This is a genomic window from Amycolatopsis sp. NPDC033938 (assembly GCF_055575975.1).
In genome coordinates this window covers 439,468-454,691 of sequence record NZ_JBVIRO010000002.1, presented here as the reverse complement: position 1 = coordinate 454,691, position 15,224 = coordinate 439,468, and the positions used below count along the sequence as shown (strand labels likewise).

The following is a 15,224-nucleotide window of genomic DNA, read 5'->3' as shown; positions in this document are numbered from 1 at the left end:
AGCCGAGGGAAGGGGGCCTTCACGCGCAATCAGGGACTCGAGGGTCAGCCGAAGTTGACCGCGCGGATGGTGTGCGCGCCCACGGTGGCGCCGATCGGCTCCAGCAGGTGCGAGTCCACGGAACGGTCGACGCGCAGCAGCATCACCGCGTCCGCGCCGTCGGTGGTCTGGCTGATCTGCGCGGCCTCGATGTTGATGCCCGCCTCGCCGAGCAGCGTGCCGACGCGGCCCATGATGCCCGGACGGTCCGGGTACTCGAGCAGCAGCACGTTGCCCTCGGCGCGCAGGTCGAAGTGGCGGCCGTTGACCTCGACCAGCTTCTCGACGTCGTCCTTCCCGGTGACCGAACCGGACACCGACAGGGTCGCGCCGTCGGCGTAGACCGCGCGGACGGTGACCAGGCTGCGGAACTTGGGGCTTTCGGTCTCGGTGACCAGTTCGACCTCGACACCCAGTTCCTCCGCCACCCGCGGCGCGTTCACGAAGGTGACCTGGTCCTCGACGACGCCGGAGAACACGCCGCGCTCGGCGGCGAGCGGGAGCACGCTGACGTCCTCGCTGGACAGCTCGCCCTTGACCACGACGGTGACCGAGGACGGCGCCTTCGGGTTGAGCGCGGTCAGCACGGTGCCGAGCTTCTGGGTGAGCGAGAGGTACGGCCGCACGAGCTCGCCGACCGTGCCGCCGCCCGCGACGTTCACCGCGTCCGGCACGAAGTCGCCGCGCAGCGCGAGCAGCACGGACTTCGCGACGTCGGTGCCCGCGCGGTCCTGCGCCTCGGCGGTCGACGCGCCGAGGTGCGGCGTGACGACGACGTTCGGCAGCCCGAACAGCGGGCTCTCGGTGGTCGGCTCGGTGACGAACACGTCGACACCGGCGCCGCCGACGTGGCCGGAGCGCACCGCGTCCGCCAGCGCCTCCTCGTCGATGAGGCCACCGCGCGCGGCGTTGACGATGATGACGCCCTGCTTGACCTTCTTGAGCGCCTCGGCGCCGATCAGGCCCTTGGTCTCCGGGGTCTTCGGCAGGTGGATGGAGATCGCGTCGGCGCGCTCCAGCAGCTCGTCCAGCGTGACCAGCTCGATGCCGAGCTGCGCGGCGCGAGCCGCCGAGACGTAGGGGTCGTACGCGATGAGCTTGGTGTCGAAGGCGGCGAGGCGCTGCGCGAACAGCTGGCCGATCTTGCCGAGGCCGACCACGCCGATGGTCTTGCCCTGGATCTCGACACCGGAGTAGGCGCTGCGCTTCCACGCGCCACCCTGGAGGCTCTGGTCCGCCGCCGGGACCCGGCGGGCGACCGCGAGCAGCAGCGCGACGGCGTGCTCGGCGGCGGAGACGATGTTCGACGTCGGCGCGTTGACCACCAGCACACCGCGTTCGGTGGCGGCGGGGACCTCGACGTTGTCCAGCCCGACGCCGGCGCGGGCGACCACCTTGAGCGAGGTGGTCGCGGCGAGGACCTCGGCGTCGACCTTGGTGGCGGACCGCACGAGCAGCGCGTCCGCGGTCTTCACGGCTTCGAGCAGCGCGGGGCGGTCCGTACCGTCCACATGCTGGACCTCGACCTCGTCGGAGAACACGCTCAGCACGGAAGGAGCGAGCTTCTCCGCGATGAGGACGACGGGCTTGTTCGGCTTGGTCACGATACGGCTCCCACTATCTGGTCCAGTGCCTCAGAACTACGGCCACGCCGTTGTGCCCGGTTGCGCCGCAGTTTAGACCTGGTGACAAGGGATTGTTAACTCGCCCGTAATCCGGCGAAAACGAGATCGAGGAGCCGGTCGAGGCCCTTGTCACCCGAAAGATGTTCACTGGCCCAGGAAAGCGCGTGCAACAACACCAGTAATTCGTGTGCTGTGACGTCCGCCCGGAGCTCCCCTGAAGCCTTCGCCCTTTCCACCAGGTGGGATACGCCATCACGCATCGCGTGGCACGAGGCGTACAGCGGAGAGGTTTCGTCGTTGAGGACGTCGACCATCAGTTCGGGTAGCCCGCGATACCGCGCCGACTGTTCACCCATCCCGGCGAGCCAGGCCTTCAGCGCGCCCAGCGGCTCCGGCGAGCCGAGGAGTTCGCGGGCCGCCGCCGCCTGCGCGTCGAACCCCTCGCGCAGCACGGTCTCGACCAAGGCCTCCCGCGTCGGGAAGTGACGGTAGAGCGTCCCGATGCCGACACCGGCCTGACGGGCGATCTCTTCCAGCGACGCCTCGACCCCGTTCGCGGCGAAGGCGCGCCTCGCCTCTTCGAGGAGGCGCTCGTAGTTACGCCGGGCGTCCGCGCGCAGCGGTCTCTTCACGGTGTCCATCGCACTCCCGAGCCTAGCCTCGACAAATCGGAGGCAGCCTCCGTATAGTTCTCCAGGTAACCGGAGGCTGCCTCACCTTAGCTGGAGAGACAAGAATGAACCTGATCGAAGAGACACGGGACCGGCTCGGACCGGTCGGTGTCTGGTTGCCGCTGGGCATGGTCCAGCCACCGCCCGACGAGGAGCGGCGCGCGACGCGACGGCTGGAAGAGCTGGGCTACCGCACCGTGTGGGCCGGTGAAGGACCGGGGAACCGGGAACTGTTCGCGCACAGCGCGATCACGCTCTCCTCGACCGAACGAGTGGTGGTCGGCACCGGCATCGCCAACATCTGGTCACGGCCCGCGTACACCACCCAGGCAGGCGGCCGGACGCTCGCGCACGCCTTCCCCGGCCGGTTCGTGCTCGGGGTCGGCATCGGCCACGCCCACCAGGCGGCGAAGACCGGTTCGGTTTACCGGCCGCTCGAACAGACCCGCGAGTACCTCGCGAAGATGGCCGAGGCCGCGGCCGAATTCCCTTCGCCGGTACCGTTCGCGCGTGTCCTCGCCGCCGTCGGCCCCAAGATGCTGGAACTGGCCCGGGACGCGGCGGACGGCGCGCATCCGTTCGCCCAGCCCTTCGAGCACACGCCGTACTCCCGCGAGATCCTCGGACCGGACAAGCTGCTCATTCCGACCCATTCGGTACTGCTCGGCGATCGGGAGCAGGCGCGGGCGAGCGTCGCGAACGACATCGCGCTGATGAAGCAGTACGACGTCCCGCACTACTTCAAGGGCTGGAAGCGGCTGGGCTACACCGACGCGGACATCGACGGCGTCAGCGACCGGCTCGTGGACGGGCTGGTCGCCTGGGGTGACGAGGAACGGATCGCTCGGCGGATCAAGGAACTCGTCGACGCCGGCGCGGACACCGTGCTCGTCAACCCGGTCGGCTACGAACTCGGAGCACTGGTGACACAGCTCGAACGGCTCGCCCCGGCTTTGACGGCGGTGACCCGATGAGTGTCGGAATCTGGACCTTTTCCTTCGACGGCAAGAAAATCGACGAAGTCCGCGACGCGGCCTCCGAGGTCGAAGAACTGGGATTCGACACGTTGTGGTTCGGGGAATACCTGGGCCGGGAGGCGTTCACGCAAGCGGGTCTGCTGCTGGCCGCGACATCTCGGCTGACCATCGCCACCGGGATCGCGCGGTTCGGCCACCGGGAACCGCTCGCCGCCGCTGCCGCGCAGAGAACGCTGAGCGAGGCCTATCCGGGCCGGTTCATCCTGGGGCTCGGCGGACATTTGCCGGGCGCGAAACCGCTGGAGGCGATGCGCGGGTATCTCGACGGGATGGACGAGGTCGCACTGTCCACACCGGACTCCCCGCGTCGTCGGCTGCTGGCCGCGCTGGGGCCGAAGATGCTTTCGCTGGCGGCGGAACGCGCTGATGGGGCACATTCGTACTTCGTCCCGGTCGAACACACCGCGATGGCCAGGGAGGTCATGGGGCCCTCCGCCTTCCTCGCCGTCGAGCAGGCCGTGGTGCTGGGCACGGACCGGGAGATCGCCCGGCGGCACGTGTCGACGTACCTGGAGCTGGCGGCCCACCATCGGGCGAACCTGCGCCGGTTCGGGTTCACCGAACAGGATTACGGATCGGATCGGCTGGTCGACGCGTTGGTCGCCGTTGGAGAGGACGCGATCCACGACCGCGTGCGGGCGCATCTGGACGCGGGCGCGGACCACGTCTGCCTGCAGGTACTGACCGAGGACGACCGGATCCCGCTGGCCGAATGGCGGATTCTGTCGGGGGTGGGCGGTAGCGTGCGGAAGCGTGACGTCACCGGCTGAACTCGCCTTCGACAAGGCGCACGAACTGATCGACGCGCGGGATCTCGACGGGCTCGCGCGGCTGATCGGTGACCTCCCCACCCTCGTCCACGCGCACGGGAAGAACGGGAACGACCTGCTCGGCATGGCCACCGCGACCCGCGACGAGCGGCTGTGCCGGATCCTGCTGGAGCACGGTGCCGATCCGGCGTCGGCGAACGTGCACGGCTGGACGGCGTTGCACCAGGCCGGCTACGTCGGCTCGCCGCCGCTGGTGACGATGCTGCTCGACGCGGGCGCCCCGGTCGATGTACCGGCCCGCGGCGACGGCGGGACCCCCTTGGTCGTCGCGTTGTTCTGGGGCCACCACGAGGCCGCCGAAGTGCTGGCGGCGCGCGGGGTGTCCCCCGGCAACCTGCGGGTGGCGGCGGGGCTCGGCCGGGCCGACCTGCTCGGCACCCTGATCGCGCCGGACGGCACACTCTCCCCGGCGGCGGGCGCGCATCGCGAGTTCTACCGGCCGCACAGCGGTTTCCCGGAATGGCTACCGAGCGACGATCCGGCCGAGATCGTCGACGAGGCGCTTTCTTGGGCCGCGCGGAACGACCGGTCCGACGCGGTACGAACGCTGGTGGCGCGGGGTGCCGACGTGGACGCCGACGTCTATCGGGGGACCGCGCTGGCTTGGGCCGCCGCCCAGGGGAAAGCCGAAGTGATCGGGACTTTGGCGGAGCTCGGGGCTGCGGTGAACCACCGGGGCACGTTCGGCGGTCTTTCCCACGGCGAGGGCGTCACGGCACTGCATCTGGCCGTGCAGGGCGGACACGTGGCCGCGGTCCGGGCTTTGCTGACGGCGGGCGCGGATCCTTCCCTTGAGGATTCGTTGTACTCGTCGTCGGCCTTGGGGTGGGCTGAGCACTTCGGGCAGACGGAGATCCTGTCACTTCTTCGGTCCGCCTGAGCGCGCGCTATGAAAGGTCCTTTCCTTGCAAAATTTGCAAGGAAAGGACCTTTCATAGCATCCCGGCACCCACCACCCCTGTCCCGATCCTGACGACAGGTGGCCCTCCCGAGCCTCGCCGAAGTACGACGCCCGCCGAACAATGAACCCATGCGAGCGATCAGCCAGAACCGCCTCGGCGGCCCCGAAGTCCTCGAACTCGTCGACGTCGAGAGACCCGTCCCCGGCCCGACTCAGATCCTGGTCCGGGTGCATGCCGCGGGCGTCAACCCCGTCGACTGGAAAACCCGCGAGACCGGCGGGATCGGCCCGATGGGCGACCCGCCGTTCATCCTCGGCTGGGACGTTTCCGGCGTGGTCAAGGAGGTCGGCGCGGGCGCGTCCCTGTTCTCCCCCGGTGACGAGGTCTTCGGCATGCCGTCATTCCCGTTCCAGGCGGGGGCCTACGCCGAGTACGTCGCCGCGCCGAGCCGTCACTTCGCGCGGAAACCGTCCACTTTGGATCACGTGCACGCGGCGGCGGTCCCGCTCGCCGGGCTCACCGTCTGGCAGAGTCTCGTCGACACGGCGGACATCCAGCCAGGGCAACGCGTTCTGATCCACGCGGCGGCCGGCGGGGTTGGACATCTCGCGGTCCAGATCGCCAAGGCGCGCGGCGCGTACGTGATCGGCACGGCCAGCGCGGCCAAGCATGATTTCCTGCGCGGCCTCGGCGCGGACGAACTCGTCGACTATCGCACCGCGGACTTCGCCGAGGAGGTCCGTGACGTCGATGTCGTCCTCGACACGATCGGCATGGAGTACGGACCGCGGTCGCTCAAGACCCTCCGCCGCGGCGGCAGGCTGATCCAGCTGACCCGCACCAACGACGAGCGGCTGCCCGAACTGGCCGCGGCCGCGGGCGTCATCACCGCGTTCACCCTCGCCGAGCCGGACCGCACCGGCCTGCTGGCGCTGACGGAACTGGTCGAAAGCGGGCGGCTCAAGCCGACCATCGACACCGTGTTCCCGCTGGAAGAGGCGGCGAAGGCGCAAGAACTCGTGGCCGCCGGGAGCACCACCGGGAAGGTCGTGCTCGCCGTCGCCGAGTAGAACCGGTGGACAAGCGGAGTCTGTAGTCCGTATCGTCGGAGACGGACTACAGACTCCGTTTGTCTGACTGGGAGGACCCATGACCACACCCCGCGACGTCTTCGACGAGCTTTCCGGACTCGTCACCGCCCGACGGTGGGACGAACTGTTCGAGCTCTACACGGAAGACGCCGTCGTCGAGAATCCACAGCGCCCGCCAGTACCGTCCCGGTTCGAAGGTCGTGAGACGCTGCGGAAGATCTTCTCCGAAGGGTTCAACGTCCGCATGGAGCGGACCGATGTCCTGATCCACGGGACGACCGACCCGGAGGTGATCATCGCCGAGTACCGCAACGTCGGCGAGGCGCTCGACACCGGGAAGTCCTTCGACATCGCCAATGTCCAGGTCCTCCGCGTGCGCGACGGCCTCATCGCCCACTCCCGCGACTACCACGACTACCTGCGCCTGACCGTGGCACGCGACGGCCTCGAAGAACTCGCCAAGAGCTACGAAACGGCGGATCGAGAGATCACGCCGGTCCCGCCCCGGCCCGAGTCGTCAGCGGATCCGAAGAGCCCGCGCGGGGTCTTCGAGCAGCTCGTCTATGGCGTCGCGGACGGCGCCTGGGGTGAATTGTCCGAGCTCTACGCCGAGGAAACCCATGTGACACACCCGTTCCTGCCCGGCGCGAAGACACTCAGGAGCAGGGCGGATCTGCACGAGCATTTCAAGTTCGGCGAGCAGGGCAAGGTCCGCTTCCAGGTACGCGATCTGGTGATCCACGAAACCCTCGATCCCGAGGTGGTGATCGGCGAGTTCGACTATCAGGGCACGGCTGGAGACAGCCCGGAGTTCCGTGTCTCCAACATCTTCGTGCTGCGCGTACGCGACGGGCTGATCGTCGAATCGCGTGACTACGCCGACCATCTCGCCATCGCGGCCGCCACCGGACGCCTGAAGGAACTGTTCGCCCTCGTTTGAGCCGAAAGCTAGCCGGGGAGGTTGAATTCGCCGTCCCGGACACCCTTCACGAAGGCGTCCCATTCCGCCGGGGTGAACACCAGGACGGTGCCGTCCGGATTCGAGGACTGGCGCATCGCGGTGTAGGTGACGCCGTCGGTGTGCGGCACGAAGGCGTACTCGACGCAGTCGTCGAGGTCGGCGCCTTCCGGCTCCGCCCGGATCCACTTGGCGTCGCTCATGTCCAGTTCGTGCCGGATGTGGGCCTTGTCGTCCACCGGCTGCTTACTCATGGTGCCCACAGTATCGCTTTCCGCTGCGCAAAACGAAGGGGCCCTTCGCGATGAAGGGCCCCTTCGCGGTGACAACTAGGCGGTCTCGGTGATCGGCCGGTCCACCCACGACATCAGGTCGCGCAGCTTCTTGCCGGTCTCCTCGATCGGGTGCTGATTGCCCTGCTCCTCGAGCTTGGTGAAGTTCGGCCGTCCGGCCTCGTCTTCGGCGACCCATTCGCGGGCGAAGGTGCCGTCCTGGATCTCACCGAGGATCTTCTTCATCTCCTCCTTGACCGCCGGCGAGATGACGCGCGGGCCGCGGGTCAGGTCGCCGTACTCGGCGGTGTCGGAGATCGAGTAACGCTGGCGCGCGATGCCGCCCTCGTACATGAGGTCGACGATCAGCTTCAGCTCGTGCAGCACCTCGAAGTAGGCGATCTCCGGGGCGTAGCCCGCCTCGGTGAGCACCTCGAAACCGGTCTGCACCAGCGCGGAGGCGCCACCGCAGAGAACGGCCTGCTCGCCGAAGAGGTCGGTCTCGGTCTCCTCGGTGAAGGTCGTCTTGATGACACCCGCGCGGGCGCCACCGATGGCGGCGGCGTAGGACAGCGCGAGCGCCTGGGCGTTGCCGGAGGCGTCCTGCTCGACCGCGATGAGCGCCGGGACGCCCTTGCCGTCGACGAACTGGCGGCGGACCAGGTGGCCCGGGCCCTTCGGGGCGACCATGGCGACGTCCACGTTCGACGGCGGCTTGATCAGGTCGTAGCGGATGTTGAAGCCGTGGCCGAAGAACAGCGCGTCGCCGTCCTTGAGGTGCGGCTCGATGTCCTTCTCGTAGATGGCGCGCTGCTTGGTGTCCGGCGCGAGGATCATGATCAGGTCGGCTTCGGCGCTGGCCTCGGCCGGGGTGAGCACGCGGAGCCCCTGCTCCTCGGCCTTGGCCCGCGACTTCGAGCCCTCGGGCAGGCCGATGCGGACGTCGACGCCGGAGTCGCGCAGGCTGAGCGAGTGCGCGTGGCCCTGGCTGCCGTAGCCGATCACGGCGACCTTGCGACCCTGGATGATCGAAAGGTCCGCGTCGTCGTCGTAAAAGATTTCCACTGCCATGAGGGGTACTACTTCCTTTCCTGACTTACTGAATTCAAGACTTTTAACGGGCGGAGGTGGCGGTGATGGACCGGGCGCCCCGGCCGACCGCGACCATTCCGGATTGGACCAGTTCGCGGATGCCATAGGGCTCCAGCATCCGCAGCAGGGCGCCGATCTTGTCCGAGGTGCCGGTGGCTTCGACGGTGAGCGCCTCCGGGGACACATCCACCACTTTCGCGCGGAAGAGCTGCACCGTCTCGAGGACCTGGCTGCGCACGGTGTTGTCGGCCCGGACCTTGACGAGCAGCAGTTCGCGCTGCACGGCTGTGGACTTTTCCAATTCCACGATCTTGATGACGTTGACCAGCTTGTTGAGCTGTTTGGTCACCTGTTCGAGCGGTAGCTCCTCAACGGCGACCACAATCGTCATCCGGGACACCTCGGGGTTCTCCGTGGGCCCGACGGCGAGGGATTCGATGTTGAAACCGCGCCGGGAGAACAGTCCGGAAACCCGCGCGAGGACACCGGGTTTGTTCTCCACCAGAACGCTCAGGGTGTGCACGCTCATCGGGCTTCTCCTTCTGCCGCCGCGTTGATCTCCGCTTCGGCTGCGACCTCGTCGTCGTCGAAGAGCGGGCGGATTCCGCGCACGGCCATGATTTCGTCGTTACCGGTGCCCGCGGCCACCATGGGCCACACCTGGGCATCCTTCCCCACCACGAAATCGATCACGACGGGGCGGTCGTTGATCTCCATGGCGCGCCGGATGGTGGCGTCGACGTCCTCCTTGGTCTCGCAGCGGAGCCCGGCGCAGCCGAGCGCCTCCGCGAGCAGGGTGAAGTCGGGGATGCGGTGCTTGTGGGTACCGAGGTCGGTGTTGGAGTACCGCTCCGAGTAGAAGAGGTTCTGCCACTGGCGGACCATGCCCAGGTTGCCGTTGTTGATGACGGCGACCTTGATCGGCGCGCCTTCGATGGCGCAGGTGGCCAGTTCCTGGTTCGTCATCTGGAAGCAGCCGTCGCCGTCGATGGCCCAGACCTGCTTGTCCGGGACACCGAATTTGGCGCCCATCGCGGCGGGGACGGCGAAGCCCATCGTGCCGAGCCCGCCGGAGTTGATCCAGGTGCGCGGGTTCTCGTACTTCACGAACTGCGCGGCCCACATCTGGTGCTGGCCGACGCCCGCGGTGTAGACCGCGTCCGGGCCGACGAGTTCGCCGATGCGCTGGATGACGTACTGCGGGGAAAGGGTTCCGTCCTCGGGCCATTCGTAACCGGCCGGGTAATCGTCGCGCCAGGAACCGACCTGGGTCCACCAGTCCTTCAGGTCCGGCTTCGCGGACTTGTCGGTCTCGGCGCGGACGGCCTCGATCAGCTCGGTGATGATCTCCGCGCAGTCACCGACGATCGGCACGTCCGCCTTGCGGTTCTTGGAGATCTCCGCCGGGTCGATGTCGGCGTGGACGATGGCGGCGTCCGGGGCGAACGAGGACAGCTGCCCGGTGACACGGTCGTCGAAGCGGGCGCCGAGGGCGATCAGCAGATCCGCGCGCTGCATCGCGGCGACGGCGGCGACCGAACCGTGCATCCCCGGCATGCCGAGGTGCTGCGGGTGCGAGTCGGGGAAGGCGCCGCGGGCCATCAGCGTGGTGACGACCGGGATCCCGGTCAGCTCGGCCAGTTCCATCAGCTGACGCGAGGCGTCGGCCTTGATCACGCCACCGCCGACGTAGAGGACGGGGCGGCGCGACTTGCTGATCAGACGGGCGGCCTCGCGGACCTGCTTGCCGTGCGGGCGCAGCGTGGGTCGGTAACCCGGCAGCCGCATCTCCGTCGGCCACGAGAAGGAGGTCATCTCCTGCAGGACGTCCTTGGGGATGTCCACCAGGACCGGGCCGGGGCGGCCGGTCGAGGCGAGGTGGAAGGCCTCCGCGATGGTGCGCGGGATGTCGATGGGGTCGGTGACCAGGAAGTTGTGCTTGGTGATCGGCATCGTGATGCCGCAGATGTCGGCTTCCTGGAAGGCGTCCGTGCCGATCAGCGCGCGGGACTGCTGCCCGGTGATGGCGACCACCGGCACGGAGTCCATGTTCGCGTCGGCCAGCGGGGTGACCAGGTTGGTCGCGCCGGGACCCGACGTGGCCATGCACACCCCGACCTTGCCGGTCGCCTGCGCGTATCCGGTGGCGGCGTGGCCGGCGCCCTGTTCGTGGCGGACCAGGACGTGGCGGACCTTCGTCGAGTCGAGCAACGGGTCGTACGCCGGGAGAATGGTGCCGCCGGGAATACCGAACACGACTTCCGCGCCCACCGCCTCGAGCGAACGGACGAGCGACTGCGCGCCCGTGACCCGCACCGGGGTCCCGGCGGGCGGCGCCGGCTTGGGTCGGGCTCCAGCGGTACCGGAGTTCGCATCAGCTCGCGAGGTGGCACTAGTCATCGCTTGTATGCCTCGTCTTGTCTAGTCACTCGTTCGGGTATTCATTGGCTGGTTCGGCGATTGAAATTGTTCCAGGCAACAAAAAACCCCCGCCGACCGGAGTGGTCGCACGAGGGTCGCGCGTCGACGCAGCGGAGACTTCCCTAAGCGTCGACGCGCTTGGGAAGTACGAGGCCGGTCTGCGTTGTCACGAGAGTGAAGCTAGCCGGTCCCCGTCAAGAGTGTCAACTCTGCGGGACGGCGATTCCGCATGCTGGACACCGCCGCCCCGTCGCACGACCCGCGTTCGGGGCCTGCAAGGCCGCGGTGCACCATCTTTGACGTGGCAGAAGAAAAGCAGCAGGAACAGGCGAACGAGGCCCGTAAGGCCGTCTTCAAAATCCCGAACACGGCGTTGCTGGCGATCGCTTTTCTCGTCGTTTGTGTGACGCCTGTCGCGTTCGGCGACGTGCCGTACCTCCAGTGGCTCTACCTCTTCCCGATCGCGCTGGCGGTGTTCGTGATCCGGACCCGCACGACCGCGACGGCGAACGGCCTGGAGGTCCGCACGATGTTCGGTCGGCGGGATTTGCCGTGGTCCTCACTCAAGGGCCTCGCCATCACCGACAAGGCGAAGGTGCAGGCGGTGCTGAAGGACGAGACCAAGGTCGCCCTGCCCGCCGTGCGCACCCGTCATCTTCCGGTGATCTCGCTGGTCAGCGCGGGCCATATGGCCGATCCGTCCGGGCTCACCGACGACATCGAGGCGGCAAAGGAGACGGCTCCGGAAAAGACCGAGGGTTCCGGGGAGTAAGATTGGTAGGACCAGTTTGGCCGCCGGCCCGTCCGGCCAGGCCCTGGTCCCACCCCGAACCTTGGAGTCAGCCGTGCCCCCACTCCGTTCCCGGACCACCACCCACGGCCGCAACGCGGCGGGCGCGCGCTCGCTGTGGCGCGCCACCGGGATGACCGACAGCGACTTCGGCAAGCCGATCGTCGCCATCGCGAACTCCTACACCCAGTTCGTGCCGGGGCACGTGCATCTCAAGGATCTCGGCGAGATCGTGGCCGGCGCGGTGAAGGAGGCGGGCGGTGTCGCCCGCGAGTTCCACACGATCGCCGTCGACGACGGCATCGCCATGGGGCACAGCGGAATGCTGTACTCGCTGCCCTCGCGCGAGATCATCGCGGACTCGGTCGAGTACATGGTGAACGCGCACCAGGCCGACGCGCTGGTCTGCATCTCCAACTGCGACAAGATCACCCCGGGCATGCTGAACGCGGCCATGCGGCTGAACATCCCGGTGGTGTTCGTCTCCGGCGGGCCGATGGAGGCGGGCAAGGCCGTGGTCGTCGGCGGGGTCGCGCAGGCGCCCACCGACCTGATCACCGCGATCGCCGCGTCGGCCAGCAGCGAGGTCGACGAGGACGGTCTGTCCATTGTGGAACGTTCCGCCTGCCCGACCTGCGGTTCGTGTTCGGGGATGTTCACCGCGAACTCGATGAACTGCCTGACCGAGGCGCTCGGGCTGTCGCTGCCGGGCAACGGGTCCACCCTCGCCACGCACGCCGCCCGCCGGGCCCTGTTCGAGGACGCGGGGCGCACGGTCGTCGAACTCTGCAAGCGCTGGTACGAACAGGACGACGAATCCGCGCTCCCGCGCTCGATCGCGTCGAAGAAGGCGTTCGAGAACGCGATGGCCCTCGACATGGCGATGGGCGGCTCGACCAACACGGTGCTGCACATCCTCGCCGCCGCACAGGAGGGCGAGGTCGACTTCACCATCGACGACATCGACGCCATCGGCCGCCGGGTGCCGTGCCTGTCGAAGGTCGCGCCGAACTCGGACTACCACATGGAGGACGTCCACCGCGCCGGCGGCATCCCGGCCATCCTCGGTGAGCTGTACCGCGGCGGGCTGCTGAACACCGACGTCCACTCCGTGCACTCGCCGGACCTCGAATCCTGGCTGTCCACTTGGGACATCCGCGCGAAGGAGCCGTCGGAGCGGGCGATCGAGCTGTTCCAAGCGGCGCCCGGCGGCGTCCGGACCACGGAGGCGTTCTCCACCGAGAACCGCTGGTCCTCTTTGGACACCGACGCCGAGAACGGCTGCATCCACGACGTCGAGCACGCCTACACCAAGGACGGCGGGCTCGCGATCCTGCGCGGAAACCTCGCCGAGAACGGCGCGGTCATCAAATCCGCGGGCATCGACGAAGAACTCTGGCATTTCGAGGGCCCGGCGCGGGTGCTGGAAAGCCAGGAGGAGGCGGTTTCGGCCATCCTCAAGAAGGAGATCCAGCCCGGTGAGGTGCTGGTGATCCGGTACGAGGGTCCGGCGGGCGGCCCGGGGATGCAGGAGATGCTGCACCCGACGGCGTTCCTCAAGGGCTCCGGCCTCGGCAAGAAGTGCGCGTTGATCACCGACGGCCGGTTCTCCGGTGGCTCGTCGGGCATCTCCGTCGGGCACATCTCCCCCGAAGCCGCCGCGGGCGGGACGATCGGCCTCGTCCAGAACGGCGACCGCATCCTGCTCGACGTCCACGAGCGCCGTCTCGAACTGCTCGTCGACGCGGACGTGCTGGCCGAGCGGCGGGCGAAGATGGAGGCGAGCGAGCGGCCGTGGCAGCCGGTCTCGCGGGACCGGCCGATCACCGCCGCGCTGCGGGCCTACGCGCGGATGGCGACTTCCGCCGACACCGGCGCCGTGCGCGACCCGAACAAGTAGGCCGTTCCTCGGTACCTCCGGCTGCTATGAAAGGTCCTTTCCTTGCAAATTTTGCAAGGAAAGGACCTTTCATAGCACGCGCGGTGGGCGGAACTCGCGCGTTCAGTCTACTAAGCGCAGCCGGTCAGCGGCACAGGACGATCACCACGACCGAAGCCGCGGCCGCGAACAGGAGGCCGATCAGGCCGAACGAGAGCGGCCGCTTCCGCCACGGGGTGTTGACGTCCAGCGCGATCCGCCCGGCCCCGGCGAGCAGGACGGTCAGCGAGGCGGCGCCCAGCAGGAGTTCGAACTCGAAGCCCTGCCCCTCCTTCTGGAAGAACCCGCCGCTGAACTTCACGTACACGATGTTCGCGCAGACCCCGAGCAGCGCGGCGGCACCGATCGGGGTGAACAGGCCGACCAGGACGAGCGCTCCGCCGAGCACCTCGCTGATGCCGGTGATCCACGAAAGCAGCGTGGTCTGGCTGGTGTAGCCGAGGTTGCCGAGCACCCTCGCGAAGCCACCGACCCCGGGCCCGCCGAAGGCACCGAAGAGGTGCTGGAGCCCGTGCGCGCCCATGGTCACGCCGAGCACGACCCGCAGGACGAGCAGACCGAGATCGATCCCGCCCCTGGTCTCCACCGGGTTCGGGCCGCCGTCGGGGTCGGCCACGTCCGAGATCATGCTGGTCTGGTAGTCATCGCTCACGCGCGAAGAGTAGGGGAAACGGGCGCCTCAGGCGACTGACCCGCCACGATTCACTGCGCCGGATCAAAACAGGGCCGGATCAAAACAGGGTCGCGGGCTCGACCGGTTCGGGCACGGGCAACGGGTCGAGACCGGGTACCAGGGCGCGGACGTCGTCGTGGAACCGGCGGGCGAGCGCCGGCGCGTCGTCGTTGTCGGGGGTGTGCACGAAGACCGTCGGCGAGCGGCCCGCGCGCAGCCAGTCGGCGACCACCTCGGTCCAGGGTTCCCACCCCCGCACGGTCTCCTCGGTCGAGTCGCGGCCGAGGTAGCGGACGATCGGCCGGTCGGTCAGCGCCCGCGTCCGCCGCGGCAGCCGGGGTTTCTTGGTCCAGGTCTCCCGCTCGATCTCGCTGGTCGGCGGGCGCTGGAAGAAGACCGTGGTGTCGAACGGCACCCACTCGGTGCTCAGGCCGGTGAGGATCCTCTCCAGCACCGAGGTCGACTGGGCGTCGGTGTAGAAGCCGGGATGGCGCACCTCCACGGCACGCCGGAGGCCGGCGGGGAGACGGCGCAGGAAACGGCCGAGGGTGTCGACGTCCGACGGGCCGAATGAGGCGGGCAACTGCGTCCACAGGATCGCCCGGTCGCCGAGGGGCTCGATCGCGTCCAGGAACGTCCGCATCTCGGTCTCGACACCGGTGAGCCGTCGCTCGTGCGTGACGACCTTGGGCAGCTTGACCAGGAACCGGAAGCCGGGATCGATCTGCCGCGCCCACGTCGCGACGGTGTCCCGGGAGGGGGTCGCGTAGAAGGTGGTGTTGCCCTCGACCGCGTCGCACCATCCGGCGTAGGCCCGGAGGCGCTCCCCCGCCGCCGTCGACCGCGGGACGAACCGCCCGGCCCACGCCTTGTGCGCCCACATC

Annotated in this window: 15 protein-coding genes; 7 read left to right on the top strand and 8 right to left on the bottom strand. The window is 68.5% G+C overall.

Annotation, left to right across the window (positions count from 1 at the left end; translation table 11 throughout):
- Positions 1 to 44: 44 nt before the first annotated feature.
- The gene (serA, locus tag ACZ5ZX_RS08920; protein ID WP_465501425.1) at positions 45 to 1,643 is read right to left on the bottom strand and encodes a phosphoglycerate dehydrogenase; all 1,599 of its coding nucleotides are present in this window, start codon (positions 1,641 to 1,643) and stop codon (positions 45 to 47) included.
- Positions 1,644 to 1,738: 95 nt separating this feature from the next.
- The gene (locus ACZ5ZX_RS08915; RefSeq protein WP_465501424.1) at positions 1,739 to 2,305 is read right to left on the bottom strand and encodes a TetR/AcrR family transcriptional regulator; all 567 of its coding nucleotides are present in this window, start codon (positions 2,303 to 2,305) and stop codon (positions 1,739 to 1,741) included.
- Positions 2,306 to 2,400: 95 nt separating this feature from the next.
- Here ACZ5ZX_RS08915 and ACZ5ZX_RS08910 point away from each other — a divergent pair, with 95 nt between their 5' ends.
- The 5 genes from ACZ5ZX_RS08910 to ACZ5ZX_RS08890 all read left to right on the top strand — a co-directional run bounded on the left by ACZ5ZX_RS08910 (position 2,401) and on the right by ACZ5ZX_RS08890 (position 7,135).
- A complete protein-coding gene (locus tag ACZ5ZX_RS08910; protein ID WP_465501423.1) occupies positions 2,401 to 3,309 on the top strand; it encodes a TIGR03620 family F420-dependent LLM class oxidoreductase in 909 nt (302 codons plus the stop codon).
- The gene (locus ACZ5ZX_RS08905) at positions 3,306 to 4,142 is read left to right on the top strand and encodes a TIGR03620 family F420-dependent LLM class oxidoreductase (protein WP_465501422.1); all 837 of its coding nucleotides are present in this window, start codon (positions 3,306 to 3,308) and stop codon (positions 4,140 to 4,142) included. Before ACZ5ZX_RS08910 ends, ACZ5ZX_RS08905 begins: the two co-directional genes overlap by 4 nt.
- Positions 4,126 to 5,082 carry an ankyrin repeat domain-containing protein gene (locus ACZ5ZX_RS08900; protein ID WP_465501421.1) on the top strand — a complete coding sequence of 319 codons (957 nt, stop codon included), beginning with the start codon at positions 4,126 to 4,128 and terminating at the stop codon, positions 5,080 to 5,082. Before ACZ5ZX_RS08905 ends, ACZ5ZX_RS08900 begins: the two co-directional genes overlap by 17 nt.
- Positions 5,083 to 5,232: 150 nt before the next feature.
- A complete protein-coding gene (locus tag ACZ5ZX_RS08895; protein ID WP_465501420.1) occupies positions 5,233 to 6,174 on the top strand; it encodes an NADP-dependent oxidoreductase in 942 nt (313 codons plus the stop codon).
- A 79-nt stretch (positions 6,175 to 6,253) separates the two neighbouring features.
- On the top strand, positions 6,254 to 7,135 hold the full coding sequence (locus ACZ5ZX_RS08890; protein ID WP_465501419.1) for a nuclear transport factor 2 family protein: 882 nt from the start codon (positions 6,254 to 6,256) through the stop codon (positions 7,133 to 7,135).
- A gap of 8 nt (positions 7,136 to 7,143) precedes the next feature.
- Here ACZ5ZX_RS08890 and ACZ5ZX_RS08885 read toward each other — a convergent pair whose 3' ends face one another.
- From ACZ5ZX_RS08885 to ACZ5ZX_RS08870, 4 genes are all read right to left on the bottom strand, one after another.
- Positions 7,144 to 7,407: a DUF397 domain-containing protein gene (locus ACZ5ZX_RS08885; protein WP_044852839.1), complete on the bottom strand. Its 264-nt coding sequence runs from the start codon at positions 7,405 to 7,407 to the stop codon at positions 7,144 to 7,146.
- A 75-nt stretch (positions 7,408 to 7,482) separates the two neighbouring features.
- Complete coding sequence (ilvC, locus tag ACZ5ZX_RS08880; protein ID WP_125786780.1) at positions 7,483 to 8,496, bottom strand: ketol-acid reductoisomerase; 1,014 nt, start codon at positions 8,494 to 8,496, stop codon at positions 7,483 to 7,485.
- Positions 8,497 to 8,539: 43 nt separating this feature from the next.
- Complete coding sequence (gene ilvN / locus ACZ5ZX_RS08875; protein ID WP_034315713.1) at positions 8,540 to 9,046, bottom strand: acetolactate synthase small subunit; 507 nt, start codon at positions 9,044 to 9,046, stop codon at positions 8,540 to 8,542.
- On the bottom strand, positions 9,043 to 10,917 hold the full coding sequence (locus ACZ5ZX_RS08870) for an acetolactate synthase large subunit (RefSeq protein WP_465501418.1): 1,875 nt from the start codon (positions 10,915 to 10,917) through the stop codon (positions 9,043 to 9,045). The genes ilvN and ACZ5ZX_RS08870 overlap by 4 nt, the downstream gene beginning before the upstream one ends.
- Positions 10,918 to 11,239: 322 nt before the next feature.
- On the opposite strand from ACZ5ZX_RS08870, the gene ACZ5ZX_RS08865 reads away from it, so the two are divergent.
- Together ACZ5ZX_RS08865 and ilvD are read left to right on the top strand one after the other, a co-directional pair.
- Positions 11,240 to 11,710, top strand: a complete 471-nt coding sequence (locus ACZ5ZX_RS08865; protein WP_465501417.1) for a PH domain-containing protein — start codon at positions 11,240 to 11,242, stop codon at positions 11,708 to 11,710.
- Positions 11,711 to 11,783: 73 nt separating this feature from the next.
- On the top strand, positions 11,784 to 13,628 hold the full coding sequence (gene ilvD, locus ACZ5ZX_RS08860; protein WP_465501416.1) for a dihydroxy-acid dehydratase: 1,845 nt from the start codon (positions 11,784 to 11,786) through the stop codon (positions 13,626 to 13,628).
- A gap of 124 nt (positions 13,629 to 13,752) precedes the next feature.
- Here the strand turns inward: ilvD and ACZ5ZX_RS08855 are convergent, their stop codons facing one another.
- Both ACZ5ZX_RS08855 and ACZ5ZX_RS08850 read right to left on the bottom strand, forming a co-directional pair.
- Positions 13,753 to 14,295 (bottom strand): DoxX family protein, encoded by a 543-nt coding sequence (locus ACZ5ZX_RS08855; protein ID WP_465501635.1) that lies wholly within the window; start codon positions 14,293 to 14,295, stop codon positions 13,753 to 13,755.
- Positions 14,296 to 14,398: 103 nt separating this feature from the next.
- Entirely contained in the window at positions 14,399 to 15,223 is an 825-nt protein-coding gene (locus tag ACZ5ZX_RS08850) for a DUF72 domain-containing protein (protein WP_465501634.1), read from the bottom strand.
- Position 15,224: the final 1 nt, after the last annotated feature.

Bases quoted from the DNA above. Each gene is read 5' to 3' on its own strand.
- ilvC (WP_125786780.1), bottom strand. From the start codon at position 8,496: ATGGCAGTGGAAATCTTTTACGACGACGACGCGGACCTTTCGATCATC.
- ACZ5ZX_RS08870 (WP_465501418.1), bottom strand. From the start codon at position 10,917: ATGACTAGTGCCACCTCGCGAGCTGATGCGAACTCCGGTACCGCTGGA.
- ACZ5ZX_RS08905 (WP_465501422.1), top strand. From the start codon at position 3,306: ATGAGTGTCGGAATCTGGACCTTTTCCTTCGACGGCAAGAAAATCGAC.
- ACZ5ZX_RS08855 (WP_465501635.1), bottom strand. From the start codon at position 14,295: ATGATCTCGGACGTGGCCGACCCCGACGGCGGCCCGAACCCGGTGGAG.
- ACZ5ZX_RS08915 (WP_465501424.1), bottom strand. From the start codon at position 2,305: ATGGACACCGTGAAGAGACCGCTGCGCGCGGACGCCCGGCGTAACTAC.
- ACZ5ZX_RS08885 (WP_044852839.1), bottom strand. From the start codon at position 7,407: ATGAGTAAGCAGCCGGTGGACGACAAGGCCCACATCCGGCACGAACTG.
- ACZ5ZX_RS08895 (WP_465501420.1), top strand. From the start codon at position 5,233: ATGCGAGCGATCAGCCAGAACCGCCTCGGCGGCCCCGAAGTCCTCGAA.
- ACZ5ZX_RS08890 (WP_465501419.1), top strand. From the start codon at position 6,254: ATGACCACACCCCGCGACGTCTTCGACGAGCTTTCCGGACTCGTCACC.
- ilvN (WP_034315713.1), bottom strand. From the start codon at position 9,046: ATGAGCGTGCACACCCTGAGCGTTCTGGTGGAGAACAAACCCGGTGTC.
- ACZ5ZX_RS08850 (WP_465501634.1), bottom strand. From the start codon at position 15,223: ATGTGGGCGCACAAGGCGTGGGCCGGGCGGTTCGTCCCGCGGTCGACG.
- ACZ5ZX_RS08910 (WP_465501423.1), top strand. From the start codon at position 2,401: ATGAACCTGATCGAAGAGACACGGGACCGGCTCGGACCGGTCGGTGTC.